13 protein-coding genes are annotated in these 14,081 nt (G+C 63.4%); 2 read left to right on the forward strand and 11 right to left on the reverse strand.

The window, feature by feature from the left end:
* Positions 1 to 68 precede the first annotated feature (68 nt).
* The 11 genes from PQ627_RS03795 to PQ627_RS03845 all read right to left on the reverse strand — a co-directional run bounded on the left by PQ627_RS03795 (position 69) and on the right by PQ627_RS03845 (position 10,669).
* Entirely contained in the window at positions 69 to 842 is a 774-nt protein-coding gene (locus PQ627_RS03795) for a polyprenol monophosphomannose synthase (RefSeq protein ID WP_274258532.1), read from the reverse strand.
* Positions 843 to 1,029: 187 nt separating this feature from the next.
* A complete protein-coding gene (locus PQ627_RS03800) occupies positions 1,030 to 2,349 on the reverse strand; it encodes an LssY C-terminal domain-containing protein (protein WP_274258534.1) in 1,320 nt (439 codons plus the stop codon).
* A gap of 4 nt (positions 2,350 to 2,353) precedes the next feature.
* Entirely contained in the window at positions 2,354 to 3,322 is a 969-nt protein-coding gene (locus tag PQ627_RS03805) for an NAD-dependent epimerase/dehydratase family protein (protein WP_274258536.1), read from the reverse strand.
* 58 nt (positions 3,323 to 3,380) lie between these two features.
* On the reverse strand, positions 3,381 to 4,349 hold the full coding sequence (locus PQ627_RS03810) for a cyclase family protein (protein ID WP_274258538.1): 969 nt from the start codon (positions 4,347 to 4,349) through the stop codon (positions 3,381 to 3,383).
* Positions 4,346 to 4,600, reverse strand: a complete 255-nt coding sequence (locus PQ627_RS03815; RefSeq protein WP_144660517.1) for a hypothetical protein — start codon at positions 4,598 to 4,600, stop codon at positions 4,346 to 4,348. Before PQ627_RS03815 ends, PQ627_RS03810 begins: the two co-directional genes overlap by 4 nt.
* Positions 4,601 to 4,610: 10 nt before the next feature.
* On the reverse strand, positions 4,611 to 5,948 hold the full coding sequence (locus PQ627_RS03820) for a TRAP transporter large permease subunit (RefSeq protein WP_274258542.1): 1,338 nt from the start codon (positions 5,946 to 5,948) through the stop codon (positions 4,611 to 4,613).
* A 97-nt stretch (positions 5,949 to 6,045) separates the two neighbouring features.
* Positions 6,046 to 6,837: an NAD(P)-dependent oxidoreductase gene (locus PQ627_RS03825; RefSeq protein WP_274258543.1), complete on the reverse strand. Its 792-nt coding sequence runs from the start codon at positions 6,835 to 6,837 to the stop codon at positions 6,046 to 6,048.
* A 109-nt stretch (positions 6,838 to 6,946) separates the two neighbouring features.
* Positions 6,947 to 7,579 carry an RraA family protein gene (locus tag PQ627_RS03830; protein ID WP_262276587.1) on the reverse strand — a complete coding sequence of 211 codons (633 nt, stop codon included), beginning with the start codon at positions 7,577 to 7,579 and terminating at the stop codon, positions 6,947 to 6,949.
* Between the two features lie 33 nt (positions 7,580 to 7,612).
* Positions 7,613 to 8,614, reverse strand: coding sequence for a tripartite tricarboxylate transporter substrate binding protein (locus PQ627_RS03835; RefSeq protein ID WP_262276588.1), 1,002 nt, complete (start codon positions 8,612 to 8,614; stop codon positions 7,613 to 7,615).
* Positions 8,615 to 8,660: 46 nt separating this feature from the next.
* Positions 8,661 to 10,163 (reverse strand): tripartite tricarboxylate transporter permease, encoded by a 1,503-nt coding sequence (locus PQ627_RS03840; protein WP_144660505.1) that lies wholly within the window; start codon positions 10,161 to 10,163, stop codon positions 8,661 to 8,663.
* Positions 10,164 to 10,165: 2 nt separating this feature from the next.
* Positions 10,166 to 10,669 carry a tripartite tricarboxylate transporter TctB family protein gene (locus PQ627_RS03845; RefSeq protein ID WP_274258546.1) on the reverse strand — a complete coding sequence of 168 codons (504 nt, stop codon included), beginning with the start codon at positions 10,667 to 10,669 and terminating at the stop codon, positions 10,166 to 10,168.
* A gap of 137 nt (positions 10,670 to 10,806) precedes the next feature.
* Between PQ627_RS03845 and PQ627_RS03850 the strand changes: the two genes are divergently transcribed.
* On the forward strand, positions 10,807 to 11,607 hold the full coding sequence (locus PQ627_RS03850) for an IclR family transcriptional regulator (protein WP_274258548.1): 801 nt from the start codon (positions 10,807 to 10,809) through the stop codon (positions 11,605 to 11,607).
* 173 nt (positions 11,608 to 11,780) lie between these two features.
* The gene (treS, locus tag PQ627_RS03855) at positions 11,781 to 14,078 is read left to right on the forward strand and encodes a maltose alpha-D-glucosyltransferase (protein ID WP_274258550.1); all 2,298 of its coding nucleotides are present in this window, start codon (positions 11,781 to 11,783) and stop codon (positions 14,076 to 14,078) included.
* The last annotated feature ends 3 nt before the right edge of the window (positions 14,079 to 14,081 follow it).

Here is a 14,081-nt window from a genome sequence, read left to right on the forward strand (position 1 = left end):
CCGAACGCTCGCTCATGTGGAAAACGCGCCCGACGGCGGCACTCACCAGGAGTGCCGCCGTCGAGCCGTTAAGAGGCGGTCACCCGGGAAGGTGCTTCTGCCTTCTGGAAGCGGAGCTTCCACGGGGTGAGCGCCGACTCAAGTTGCTCGCGCAGATCCATCTTGGAGGCCCCTTCCACCCGCTCCTCAAAGTGGATTGGAACCTCCATGATTTTGAGCCCGTGCCGGGCTGCCCGGTAGTTCATCTCGACCTGGAATGAGTAGCCGTCGCTTTGGATGGACGCTACATCTATCCGGCGCAGGGCAGATGCCGTCCAGGCCTTATACCCGGCGGTCGCATCTTTGACTTTCAAGCCCAGGATCGCGCCCACGTAGAAGTTCGCCCAAGCCGAGAGCGCCTTCCGGTGCCAGGGCCATTCCGCAGCAGTGGAACCGCCGTGGACGTAGCGCGAACCGATGACGAGCGCGGCGTCGGAAGTGCTGATCCGGTCGAGCATGACGGGAATAGCGGACACCGGGTGGGACAAGTCGGCGTCCATTTGGATGATGACGTCGGCATCCACGTCCAGTGCTTGGGTCATTCCGGCCACGTACGCCCGTCCCAGCCCGTTCTTTTCCTTTCGGTGCAGAACGGACACCGCGCCCTGGGAATCTGCTGCCAGCTGGTCCGCCACCGTACCTGTTCCGTCGGGTGAATTGTCGTCAACAACCAGGACGTGGAGTTGTGGAATAGCCAGTGCTTGAAGTTGCGCGACGAGCACCGGCAGGTTCTCCCGCTCGTTATAGGTAGGCACAACAACAGTTATTTGCGGATGTACAGCAGTCAAGACGTGGGTCCCCAATTCAGTATTCGATGATCACCGGGGCTCAGCGCAGTGTGAGCAGCCCCGGGCAGGGCCAGTCTATTGAGCCAAGCTGAAGAGTCCCGTGCCGCCACGACCCACTTTGAGCCCCGGGAAGCGCCAACACCCCGTATTTTCCAGCGATTTCAGCGGCCTCCCGATCCACAGCAGGTGGCGGAGGTACGTACTAGTGACCAGCCTGCAGGCGCTTCGGGGCAAGCGTTGGTGGAACCGCCGGAACCCGCTGCCGTTTGGCGTACACCCTGGCCCGCTGGCTGGACAGTGCCAGGAGGACGAGGATGTCAGTAGCCAGGCCGGAGAGGCCGGCTTCCAGGGTGATGTTGGCGCTTCCCGTGAAGTAGTCGATGGCCTGCACCACCACGGAGATGGAACTCAACCCCATGGCGATCACGCGCGCCCCGTTGCTGCCGAGGAAAATCCGCCAAGCCAGGAAAATCTCACCCAGCCCAAACAGCAGGACCACCACGGCAATAAAGGTGACCACCGCCGTCGTGGTTTGTGGGTCAAGGGGGTCGCCATCGGTGGTGAGTTCCGTGAACACCTCGGAGGAGGTCAAGAGCGTCATGGCGAGGACGAAGGCCGCGATGGACCTGGCCACCACCAACGCGGCTCCCATCATGGTGGGGGCCGGCCGTCGGTCGCGGCTGTCCGTTGGGCGGGATGGCTGGTTCGCCGGGACCGCCACCCGGCACGCGTCGATGATGGGGAGGTCGCCGTCGGTGGAAATCGAGTCCCCGCCGCCGTTGCGTGAGTGGTAGCCGGTGGAGAAGTCCTTGATCACTTGGACCGTCACAGCAGGCTCGGCGTCGGACACTGTCCGAACAATGTGGTCGCGCTCAACGTCCGTGTTCTGTTCGATCTTGTGCGTGATCTGGAGGGTGAAGAGTGAGAAGCCGACGCTGCGGTCGTAGGTTCCGGCGGCGAGCCAGTCCACTTTGTGCCCACCGGGAAGGAGCCAGCCGTCGGGGCAACGCCAGAAACGGACGTGATGGCGTTTGCCCGGGTTGTTGTCCACTTCCTGCTGGTAGGCGAAATCCTGTTGCCGGTCGAAGAGGTAGAGCGGGCTGACCGGAGCCTCGGAGTAGCTGCGCCGGAAAATGGTGGAGCTGATGATGCGGCGGCTGCTGCCGAGGGTGACGTCGTCAGCTTGCGTCCAACCCGCGGCCCGCATGATGGCATGAACTTGCGATTCGTGGCCGAGCAACGCAACGTTCACGGGGTCACCCAGCAGCCCGTCGCTGGTCCTGGCCCGCCCGATGAAGTAGCCGGGAACGTAGATCGTGGTGAGGATGCGGTGGAGCCGGGGCAGAAGAAGATAGGCAAGGAATGCCCAGAAGAAGAAGTAGAACCACAACTGGCCCCACCCCAAGTGGAAGCTCTCGCCCACCAGCAGAAAGGCCAGCCAGACTGACGCGACACCGCCAAGGATAAAGAACGCGTGGTCTAGCCACGTATCGGTCACGTCCTTGGCAGGTGCCTTGTACACGGGCTTACCCTTCGGCGAGGCTGAGTTGTTTGTTCCCGATGAGCCACTGGACGGACTCATGAACAGCCTGCTCCGGTTCATACCGCGGCGCATAGCCCAACAGCGACTTGGCTTTCTCTATGGTCAGGCAGTGATTGCGCGACAAGTGCGCCCAGCTCGCCTCCGCGTGCTCGCGGGGTGTGTTCCGGCGGAATTCCTCCCAGCCCACCGTTTCAAACCGCGGTTCCTGGCCGAACCAGGAAGCAGCAATCCCCGCAAAGCCCCGTACGCTCAAAGCCGTCGGCGCAACGATGTTGAAGTCTTCGCCGGCCGCGGCTTCGCGACGCTGGATCGCCTTCTCGAACGCCTGGGCGACGTCGTCGGCGTGGACGTGGTGCATCAATTCCGTGCCGCTCCCGGGCATTTCCACTGTCTGCCCGGCGGAGATCTTCTGCCAGACAGAGGGATCGAAATTGCCCAACGGTCCCACCGGATGCCAGCCGGGACCCACAATGTGGCCAGGATGCAAGGATGTGGTGACCAGGCCGCCCGACGCCGTCTCCTCCTTCAGCATGCGGGCAATGTCGCGCTTCTGGATACCGTAGTCGTCCGTGGGTTCCAAGGCGGATTGAGAGCCCTCCGCTATTGGCAACTTGATGCTGGCGCCATACCGCCAAATGGATCCACAGTGGAGGAGATGTCCCACCCCCCCACGGAGCCGACCTACCAGCGCTGTGGCGGAGTCGAGCGTGAAGCACAGCAGATCAACCACGACGTCGGCACCCAGTCCCGCTATGTGGTCGCCGAAGGTGCCTGCCAGGTCCTCGTGCGTACGGTCCGCTGTCACCTGGCGGACCTGCTGCCACTCGGGGGAATCCGTGTACGGCGCCCTGGTCCCCCGGCTGACGCTGATCACCTCGTGCCCACCACGAACAAGCCTGGGCACCAGGAACGAGCCGATGTGGCCACTGCCGCCGATGACAACGATTTTCATGGCTTCCCTTCATCTCCGGGGTAGAGCTGGGAGTTCCAGAGTAGCCGGGGTTGCCGCTTCAGAGCAGGGCTATGGCATTCGCCGGCGAACCAGTGCCTCCAACGATGTTGAGCGGTTTGATGCTGACGAAGGCTTCCCACGTGCCCGTCGTGCGCATGTGCCGGGCCAAGGGTCCGAGCTTCCACAGTTCGCCAAGCGGCATGCCCAGCTTGGCCAGGAGTTGCTGGTGCATCATCCCGTTGTCATTGGGAGCCGATTCCAGGAAGGGGCTGTCCGGCACAGCCGGCAGGCACTCGAAGGCGAAGTTGTCGGCAGCCAGAACCGAGAGCCGGTTGTCCCAGGCCCAGGCCACGAACTCTTCGCTTTGCGCAATTCCGGTTGCTTTCCGGCTGGTCCGGACTTCTTGCTTCCCAAAGTCCGGCAGCCCGAGGAACCACTCGCACCAGCCCGTATGCAGCATGAGGATGTCCCCCGGTTCCAACGTGAGCGACTGCGCCTCAACAGCGGCTTGGATCAGCTCCAAGCCAAGGGGTTCACCGGCTTCGTGGTCGATCGGCGCCCCGGCAGCAGTTCGGTAGCCTTCAAGGTCCACCAGCACACCCCTGCCGACGATGGGTTGCTCTGCCCACTCCTGGATGCCCAGCTCTGCAGTACCTTCGCAGACCAAGCCGTCCGGGGTGCCGTTGTAGAAGCCCACGTCATCCGCCCGGCGGTGCCTGAGTCCGTCGATCTGGGTGGAACCTTGCAGGTAGTAGCCGTCCAGGTAGTCGTCACGGTGGGCCGGATGTGCCGAGTAGATGATGTGCCGTGGAGCGCCGCGCTTGAGGGACATGCCGGGGTCGAACGCATCTGCCGCGTAGTCCAGCCCAAAGACCCCACCGGTGCGGATGCAGTCCTTGGCCGAGAGCACGGCCTCAGGGGTGATGAACGACGGCGTTCCGCGGTCCTTGTCGGGGAACAGGTTCCAGGAAGTGCCGGCAAGTTGCCCCTCCCGCTGGAGCAGTTGGGCATATGAAGGGTAGTTCATCGCGTGGTCGCTTCCTGTTTCACGTCCGCACGCTGCGGGCTTTTGTAGCTGAGCAGGAACCCGGCCACGGCGCACACCGAAGCCGCAATGCACATGCCGGGCTTGAAGAACTCGTTGAGGAACGCCAACCAACTGCCCTGGCCCACAACCAGGCCGAGGGCCTGGCCGGCCACGAACAACACCCCTCCTGCCAGAAGCAGCCCGAGGGTAATGACGAAGACTGCCTGGACGGATCGTCGCAGCTGTTGCATGGGAATTTCCTTAGATGGGAAGGACGCCCAGGATGATCAGCACACCGATACCCAACAAAGGCAGGGCATAGTGCGTGAGGAGCCTGGAGAAGGTCTTGATGGGATTGACGTCCGCGATGCCGCACGCCACGTACAACGGTGCCCCGCCCGGCGGGACCGCAGCTTCGCAGGAGGAGAAAACCAGTACCGCCACAGCCGCCGTCGTTGCCGGAACACCGGCGGCCACAAGCGTAGCGACGCCGACAGTTCCGACGGCGGCCATCGTCGCCGTCGCGGACAGCGGCGCAGCGACGGCGATGACGATCAGCCCGATCAGGATGGCAAGGAGCCACAAAGGCAGATTCATCTGGCCAAGCAACGCCGTCATCTGCTTCGGCAGCCCGGTGGCGGCCAAGGCGTTGGCACCGGCAAACGCGAACACCACGGTAATGCCCACGACGCCGAACCGCGGCGCTGAATTCTGCAGGAGGTTCCACCAGGCCCGCCCGTTCCGGGGGAGGGACTTACGGCCCAACAAGGCGCCGGTGATGATGAGCACCACGGGAATCCACACAATAATGCTGAGGGATTTGGTGACGTCCCCTCCTGTCCAGTCGGACAACGCCGAGGCGATGGCGCCGGAGGTGATGATCAGGGGAATTGCCACCACTACAAAGAGGAGCAGCGTTGCCCAGCCCTGGCCGAAAGCCGTGCGGACAGCCAGGCGGTGGGCAGGATCCAGTGGCGCCATTCCGCTCTTGCGAACCAACAGCCACGTGACAATCAGCCGGTGCAGGAAGCACCACAAACCGCCAATCAACAAGGGCAGCACGAGGTCGTTCACCTTCAGCAAAGGTCCCACCGTGGCGGATCCCACCAGCACGAACATGGACGCACTGAATGGGAACGTGATGCCCATGCCCGCGTTGCCGGCAACAAGTGTCGCTGCTGATGGCTTATCCAGCTTGGACTTTTCCATCCACGGAATGGTCACCGAGCCCACGGTGGCGGCAATGGCCGCTTGGTTGTGGACCACACCGCCAAGCCCGGCGGACGCAACCGTGGACACCCAGGCCGGGCCGCCCCTTACCCCGCCGATCAGTGAGTTCAACAGATCGATCAGCTTGTCGAGTACGCCGGTTTTGTCCAACAGGTAGCCCATGAACACGAAGGCCATGGTGGCGTAGACAATCTCATCGGTGACGGCCGAATAGAGCGACGACCAGCCAACCTGTGCCGCGGCAGCGCCGGTGAACGGCAACACCACCAGAAAACCGATGATCATGGCTTCCCCGACGCTGCGCTTGAACAGCGTAGTCCAGAGCAGGATCGCGGCGAGGTAGGCTCCGAGGGCCCAAATGCCGATCATGGTGCTGCTCCTGACAGGGATCGCGTTTCCGCTGAGTACTTCATTGTTTCTCTAGTCCCGATTCTTCCTGCTGTATCCGTGAGCGCAATACTGCGGCTCAGCCCACTGCCGCCACCGGCTCTGCCGCTTCGCTGGCTATCCGTGACAAAGCCGCGGCCGCCGCCGTCGTCATCTCGGCCGGGACTTTCAGGTCGTCCGCAAGGAAGTCCGCGGTGTCCTGCATTTCCTTCGACCGGCGCTGGGCGTGCTTGGCGGTGCCCACCAGGAAGCGGTCGATGACGGCTTGGCCGTCGCCGGCCAACTGGCGCGCGATCTGCTCCCGAATCCACTCTTCCAGTCCGGCTGCCCGGCCTGCGGTGACGGCCTCGACCACCACCGAAGCCAGCCCCTTCATCAGTACGCTCCGCAAAAGCTTATGCGCCATCGCAGCGCCCGGTTCGCCGTCGGCAATTTCGACGTCGGCACCCAGCGGAGCGAGCAGCGCGGCAACCGCCTCGGAACCGGGGCCGCTGACCATCAGCGGGGTCCTGGCGCCCTGGGTGGGCACCGGGCCAAGAATCGCGACGTCGGCAAAGTCCGCCTCCGAGGGGATCCGGCTCAATTCCTGCATCACGTGAGGCGAGGAGGAGGTGAGGTCCGCATAGCAACTGCCCTTGGCCAGCAACGGAAGGCATTCCGCTGCGACCGCCGGGGCTGCCGCGGCTCCGGTCAGGACAAGGACGACGTCGGCTCCCAGGCATGCTTCAGCGGCAGTGGACGCGCGGACAACTCCGGCGGGGGTGGTGGGTGCCACCGGGTCGAAACCCTTGACCTGGTGGCCGGCGGCAACCAGTGCCGACGCGTAGGTGGCTCCGGCTTCTCCGAGGCCAATAACGGTGCAAACTGTCATGATCTTGTCTTTCGTTCGGGGTTCAGGGCTGGAGCTTCAGCGGGCACGGCGACAGGGACCTGCCGGGCCGGGAGGTTCGGCCAGGCAGGTCAAGCCGTGGTGCGGTGCCTTATTTTTGGCGGGTACCGATGATCGCGGCGCGGCGGTTGCTTTCGTCGGCGAAGACGGCTTCGGCAGCATCGGCGACGGCGGCTGCCTGCTCGCGGGGAATGACCACCACGCCGTCGGAGTCGCCGATGATGATGTCTCCGGGCAACACGGGAACGCCGCCGAAGGAGACAGGGGTGCCAAGTCTCGAAGGACCGTTCTTGTAGGGGCCGGCCGGCGTGACGGCTCGGGCGAAGACGGGCATCCCGATCTCGCCCAAGGCCTCGGCGTCCCTTGCAGCGCCGTCGATGGCAAAGCCTGCGATCCCCAGGTTAATGGCCCGCTCGCCGATCAGTTCGCCAAGAAGGGCCCTGGATTCATCTCCTCCACCGGCAACCACAATGACGTCGCCGGCTTGGGCCAGCTGGAGGGCCCGGTGGATGCCTTGGTTGTCTCCGGGTCGGGTCCAGACGGTGAAGGCCGGTCCGGCCAGGCGTGCGCCGGACCAGATTGCCTGGATGGCCGAGTCGGCGACCCCCAGGCGGTCCATGGCATCGCCGATGTTGGCTGCAGGCAATTTCGCGAGGCGGCCAAGAACGTCCTGGTCGGGGCGGGGGAAGTTCGTATCGAGGTCTTCGAGGACGGGAGTGGACATGGTGTCTTCTTTCTAAATGGTGCCGGGAACCGGCTAGTCCTTCTTCTGGACCATCGGCAGGACCTTCTTGAAGCCGTCTTCCTGGGAGGCCCAGAACTGCTTGTAGTCCGCGCCGTTCAGGTAGCTCGTCTCGAGGCCCAGGTCCTTCATCTTTTGGACCACAGTGGGATCCTCGATCGCCTTCTGCAGGGCTGCTTCGATCTTCTTGGCGACGGCGTCGGGCAGGCCTGCCGGTGCGGAGTAGCCACGGACCGTGCCTGCTTCAATCTCGTAGCCGGATTCCTTGAACGTGGGGACGTCCGGCAGGGACGGAGCGCGTTCCGCGGTCATGACGCCGAGCACCCGGGCCTTGCCCTGCTTCGACAGGTCGGTCACATCGCTGACGTTGGCCACCAGGATGTCCACGTGCCTGCCCAGGAAGGCAGTGGTTGCCTGGGACGCACCCTCGGAGAAGTGCACGGGGGCGAACTCGGCTCCCGTGGTTTCCTGCATCTGCGCGAGCGCGAAGTGCTCGCCGGTCTGCAGGCCCGTAGTGCTGGCCGTCATGGACTTGGGCTTTGCCTTCGCGGCGTCAAGGAGTTCCTTGAGCGTTTTGTAGGGGCTGTCCGGCTGGACCGCGATCACGGTGGGGTCGATCACCTGGCGGCCCAGCGGCTGGAAGCTTTCCCGGGTGTACTTGGCACCACGGGCCGGGTCCAACGGGGAAACAACCACGGACGGGGAACCGGTGGCGCCGATGGTGTAGCCGTCCGGCTTGGCACTGGTCAGCTGCGTGTAGCCGATCTGGCCACCGGCACCAGGCTTGTTGATGACCTCGACGTTGGTACCAAGTTCCTTTTCAAGGATCGGTTGGACCAGTCGGGCCGCAGTGTCCACGGCTCCACCGGAGGAGAAGGAAACGATCAGGTCGATCGACTTTCCCTTCTTGGGGAAATCGTCTGCTGTGTTGTTCGCGGCACCGGCGTTGGCACCACAGCCCGTGAGGGCCATCAGGGTTACGGCAGCGAAAGCTGCGATCATGCGCGTACGGGGCATGGTTCTTCTCCTTTGAAGTATGGGTTGGGGGGTGAGTGGTTGCGGTTTAGGTTTCCGGGTCCTCGGTAAGCGCCTTCGGCTTGCGCAGCTTCAGGAGCGGGCTCAGGACGATCAGCAACCCGATGCCGATGAGCACCACCGAGATGGGACGGTTGAGGAAGATTCCAAAGTCGCCCTGGGAGATCTCCAGCGACTCACGCAGCGAGCGCTCCATAAGGGGACCCAGGACAAGCGTCAGGACCATGGGGGCCAGGGGGATGTCGAGATGCCGCAGGGCAAGGCCGAGCAAGCCGAAGGCGATCATTACAAAGACATCGAAGACGTTGAAGTTGATCGTGTAGGCGCCGATCACCATGAAGAGCAGGATCAGTGCGGTCAGGATCGGTGCAGGCACCCGGAGGATCGAGGTCCACAGGCCTACCAACGGAACGTTCAGGAGCAGCAGCAACAGGTTGCCGATGAAGAGGCTGGCGATGATGGCCCAGGCGATCTCGGAGTGCTCGGTGAAGAGGGTCGGCCCCGGAGTCAGTCCCTGCTGGAGGAAGGCGCCCATCAGAACTGCGATGGTCGGCGAAGCGGGGATACCCAGGGTAAAGAGGGGAATCAGTGCCGCGTTGGCGTGGGCGTTGTTGGCGGTCTCAGGGCCAGCGACACCCTCAATGGCACCCTTGCCCAGTTCGTTGCGGTACTTGGAGAACTTCTTTTCCGCACCGTAGGCCAGCAAGGAGGACACCGAGCCGGTCATGCCCGGGATCAGTCCCAGCCCGAATCCGATGCCGGTTCCGCGTGCCATCGATGGTGTGCTGCGGCGCCACTCGGTCCGGTTCGGGAGCAAGGAGCGCAGCCCCGGAGCGTGCACCACCGACGTGCTGGTGTCCTTGCGGTAGGAAAGGATCTCGGACAGGCCGAAGACACCGACGATCACGGCTACGAAACTGACGCCGTCCAAGAGGTTGTCCGAGCCGAAGGTGAAGCGGGGTGCGCCTGCCACGGGGTCGATGCCGATCATGGAGATCAGCAGGCCCAGGGCACCGGAGATCAGCGCTTTGACCATGGACTTTCCGGCGAGCGCCACGAGCAGCGAGATTCCCACCACCATGAGGGCGAAGAACTCCGGCGGCCCGACCAGCAGGCCCATCTCGCCCAGTGGCTTGGCTGCGGCCACGAGGCCCAGCGTGGCTATGGTTCCGCCCACGAAGGACCCGACGGCGGCGATGGTCAGTGCCGCTCCGGCCTTGCCGATCTTGGTCATCGCATAACCGTCGATCGTGGTGATCGCCGAGGCCGCTTCCCCGGGAGTGTTCAGCAGGACGCTGGTGATGGTTCCGCCGTACGCCGTCCCATAGAAGATGGCACAGAGCATGATGATGGCGCCGGTCGCGTCCAGGTTCATGGTCAGCGGGATGAGGAGGGCGACGCCGGCCACCGGCCCGATTCCGGGCAGCACGCCAATGATGGTGCCCAGGAGGCATCCGAGGAAGGCAAAAATCAGGTTCTGCCACGTCATGGCGGCAGCGAAGCCGCCCATGAGTTCGTTGAGTGTATCCACGGCTAGAGTCCGATCGAGTTCAAAAGGGGAATGCCCGCCGTCGGCAGGGAGACGTTAAGTCCGTAGTTGAAGGCATAGAACGCTCCGAAACTGCCGGCCACCGCAATGATCAGTGAGGAAACCCAGCCTCGGCGTCCGCGAATCTTCAGGTGGTAGAGCAGGAAGAGGAACATGCTCAGCTGGAATCCAAGCAGGTCGAGCACTGCGGCAAGGACCGCAAGGCTTACGACGACGGCGATCACCAGACGCCCGTCCACACCCTCCGGCGTTTCGCTGGGGCTCCGGAGCTCCTGGAGGAGCCACAGGACAGACATGGCCACCAGCAGGACGCCCATGGCGAAGGGGAACATTCCCGGCCCGGGGCCGAGGGTTGTCCAGAGGCCCAGCTCAATGGAGCTGACGAGTACGTAGACGCCCACTACGACGAAAGCGCCGATACCCGTGAGCACCGACTTCGCTATGCGCCCCTTGAGCCGGGGCTCGGCAATAAGTGACTCCGTTGTCATGGTTTCCTTCTTGCGATTGGTGTTGCTTACATTCTGCGGATCTAGATTTCACAGAATGAAAGAGTATTGCGTATGGAGAAATAGTGACAGGAGACACATGGCCTGTCAAGCGCAAGCAACTTACATAGAATGGAAGGATGACCCTGAGCTCCACGCACTCAGCCACAGCATCCGAGGACAGCCCCAAGGCCGCCAACATGCGTTCCCTCTCCAGGGCCATGGAGGTTTTCGCCGAGCTGCAGCGGGCCGAACGTCCCCAGCGACTAAGCGATCTCGCCAGGAACTGCGGCATGAGCCTTCCCACCACGCTGCGCATACTGCGCGTCCTTCAGGATTTCGGCATGGTGAGCCAGACCGACAAGTCGTACCGCGTTGGCCCGGCAGTCCTTCCCGCGGCCCGCAGCTATCTGGAAAACGATCCCTTGGTGGTCGCTGCACGACCGATCCTCCAGCAGGTTGCCTCGCAAACTGGACTTACAGCCTCGCTGTACACCCGGCTCGGCTTCGAACGCATCCTTGTAGCCCGCGTCGACGGCGAATCACCGCTTCGCTACGACCTTCCCCTGGGTAAACGCCTCCCGCTGACGGTGGGCGCTGCAGGGAAGATCCTTCTGGCATCAGCCTCGGAGACTGAACTGGAGCAAGCGACGGCAGCTGCAATCGGCGCGGGCCACGAGAAGGACACCTTCACCATTGAAGAACTCCGCAGGCGGTTGCCGGAAGAAGGCAGCGACTACGCCTACTCCGAAGACGAACGTGCCACCGGCGTCCTTTCCATAGCCATTGCCGTTCCGCATCGGAGTGGCCGGCCCAGTGAGTCCATTGCCCTGACAAGCCCCGTGGAGTCGGCCACGGAACCGGCGTTGCGTGCCGCGGTGCCGGAGCTCAGGCGGGCGGCAGGGCGTCTGTCAGAGGTGTTGGAAGGCTCTGTCTACTAGCAGGCTGGCGGGCAATGAAGCCTGAGAACGCATGACTCACTTCTCCTTGAGGTCGACAAACAGCTGCCAAGGATGCTTAGCATGATTACGCCGGGTACTCCCGGGTACGTGACCTGTTGAATGACCCCTCGGACGGTCGGCGCTGATGCGGCGGCCACGTAAAGGAGAATGCTGTGCGGGAGCCTGTAGTCAACGAGAGCGCGGCAGAAGTCAGCGCTGGTCCAGCCGAAACACAGGTGGAAACGCAGGATGAACCCCAGGAAACCGAGGAAACGGCCACAGAGTCACCTGAGATCACGTTTGACGAGCAGTTCTACCCTGCCCGCCCCAAAGCGCTCCGGCCGATCGCCCGCCGTCGTCAATTTTTTGCCGCGCGTCCCTCGCTGGAATTCGACGGCCTCAACAAGACGTATGTCGACTGGCTGAGAAACCAGTCCATGCTCGGCGACGCCAACACCATGGCGCGGCAGCTTTCGGGCCAAGCCAGCATGTGGCAGAACTCGTATGCCAGGCCCAATCCCCGGGCCGCCGTGGAACGCGCACCAGTCTGGTTCACCGCCTATCCCCTGTCCTTCATCACCAAGGGCGGGCAGTCGTTCCTGTCGGCACTTGGCGATCCGGAGCTGTGGGACGCGTTCAGCCAGATTGGCATCCGCGGGCTTCACACTGGGCCGGTGAAGCTCGCCGGCGGTATCCGTGGATGGTCGCAAACCCCCAGCGTCGACGGGCATTTTGACCGCATCAGCATGGCGATCGACCCCGCTTTCGGTACCGAGGAAGAGTTCCGCCAGATGTGCGAGGTCGCCGTGGAGCACGGTGGCACGATCATCGACGACATTGTTCCCGGCCACACCGGCAAGGGCGCCGACTTCAGGTTGGCCGAAATGAACTTCCGGGACTACCCCGGGATTTACCACATGGTGGACATCCCGGAGGAAGACTGGCATTTGTTGCCGGACGTCCCCGAGAACGAGGACTCGGTCAACATCAGCCCGGAGGCAGAACGGGCCCTTCAACAGGCGGGCTACATCATCGGCCGGCTGCAACGTGTGATCTTCTACGAGCCCGGTGTCAAGGAAACCAACTGGAGCGCCACCAAGGCGATCATCGACACCACCGGCAAGGCGCGCCGCTGGGTGTATCTCCACTACTTCAAGGCAGGCCAGCCGTCCATCAACTGGCTTGACCCCACTTTCGCCGGCATGCGCCTGGTGGTCGGCGATGCCCTGCACTCCCTGCTGGATCTGGGCACGGGAGCGCTGAGGCTGGACGCCAATGGCTTCCTTGGCGTCGAAAAGAGCGCCGAGGAAGAACCGGGCTGGTCCGAGGGCCACCCGTTGTCCGAGGCAGCCAACCAGCTGATTGGGTCCATGATCCGCAAGGTGGGTGGGTTCTCTTTCCAGGAACTCAACCTCACCATTGACGACATCAAGGCACAATCGGAGTCGGGCGCGGACCTTTCCTACGACTTTGTTACCAGGCCCGCTTACCACTACGCCTTGGTGACCGGTGATACCGAGTTCCTGCGCCTGACCCTGAAGCTCGCCATGGAGATCGGGGTAGACCAGGCGTCCTTGGTCCACGCGCTCCAAAACCACGATGAGCTGACCTACGAACTCCTGCACTTCGCAGCCGGCCACCGGGACGACATCTTCGAACTGGGCGGGGAGGAACTCACCGGCGCCGAAGTGGCCGAAAAGGTCCAGGACACCATGCGCGAACGGCTCACTGGTGAAAACGGCCCCTACAACGCCGTCTTCACCACCAACGGCATCGCCTGCACCACCGTCAGCTTCCTCATGGCTGCGCTGGGTATCAAGGACCCGAACGCCATGACGCCCGAGCAGGAAGCCCAGGTGTTGGACGCCCATGTCCTCCTGTCCATGTACAACGCGCTGCAGCCGGGCGTCTTTGCACTTTCGGGTTGGGACCTCACCGGAGTCACCGCCCTGGACCGGGCGACCGTCGGCGAGCTGACTTCCCAAGGCGATACCCGTTGGATCAACCGCGGAGCCCACGACCTCATGGGCACCAGCCCTGATGCAAAGACCTCCTTGGCCGGCATGCCCCGGGCCCGCAGCCTCTACGGCGCCTTGCCGGAGCAGCTCAAGGACGAGAACTCCTACGCCCGCCGCCTCCAAAAGATCCTTACGGTCCGGGAAGAGTCCGGGATCGCCACCAGCACCCTGCTGGATGTCCCGGACGTGTCCAACCGCGGCCTGCTGGTGTTGGTCAACCAGCTCGCAGACGGAGCTGTGCAAGTGACGGTCCTGAACTTCTCCGACCAGGACATCGCCGGCAGCATCCAGTCCGCCTACCTGGTACCGGGCGCGACAGTCCAGGATCTGTTCAGCGGCGAGGACGTGGGCCAAGTGGACGATCTTGGCAGCTTCTTCCTGGAGCTCGGCCCCTTCCAGGGCACGGCGCTGCTGTTGAAGGACCCGGTTTCGGAGGACGAGGCCACCGAGTAGAGC

Origin of the sequence: Paenarthrobacter sp. AB444 (genome assembly GCF_028736865.1) — a bacterium.
Taxonomy (GTDB): domain Bacteria; phylum Actinomycetota; class Actinomycetes; order Actinomycetales; family Micrococcaceae; genus Arthrobacter; species Arthrobacter nicotinovorans_B.

Excerpts from the sequence above, each read along its gene's own strand:
- PQ627_RS03805 (WP_274258536.1), bottom strand. The coding sequence starts at position 3,322 with ATGAAAATCGTTGTCATCGGCGGCAGTGGCCACATCGGCTCGTTCCTG.
- PQ627_RS03845 (WP_274258546.1), bottom strand. The coding sequence starts at position 10,669 with ATGACAACGGAGTCACTTATTGCCGAGCCCCGGCTCAAGGGGCGCATA.
- PQ627_RS03825 (WP_274258543.1), bottom strand. The coding sequence starts at position 6,837 with ATGACAGTTTGCACCGTTATTGGCCTCGGAGAAGCCGGAGCCACCTAC.
- PQ627_RS03850 (WP_274258548.1), top strand. The coding sequence starts at position 10,807 with ATGACCCTGAGCTCCACGCACTCAGCCACAGCATCCGAGGACAGCCCC.
- PQ627_RS03830 (WP_262276587.1), bottom strand. The coding sequence starts at position 7,579 with ATGTCCACTCCCGTCCTCGAAGACCTCGATACGAACTTCCCCCGCCCC.
- PQ627_RS03810 (WP_274258538.1), bottom strand. The coding sequence starts at position 4,349 with ATGAACTACCCTTCATATGCCCAACTGCTCCAGCGGGAGGGGCAACTT.
- PQ627_RS03835 (WP_262276588.1), bottom strand. The coding sequence starts at position 8,614 with ATGCCCCGTACGCGCATGATCGCAGCTTTCGCTGCCGTAACCCTGATG.
- PQ627_RS03820 (WP_274258542.1), bottom strand. The coding sequence starts at position 5,948 with ATGATCGGCATTTGGGCCCTCGGAGCCTACCTCGCCGCGATCCTGCTC.
- PQ627_RS03815 (WP_144660517.1), bottom strand. The coding sequence starts at position 4,600 with ATGCAACAGCTGCGACGATCCGTCCAGGCAGTCTTCGTCATTACCCTC.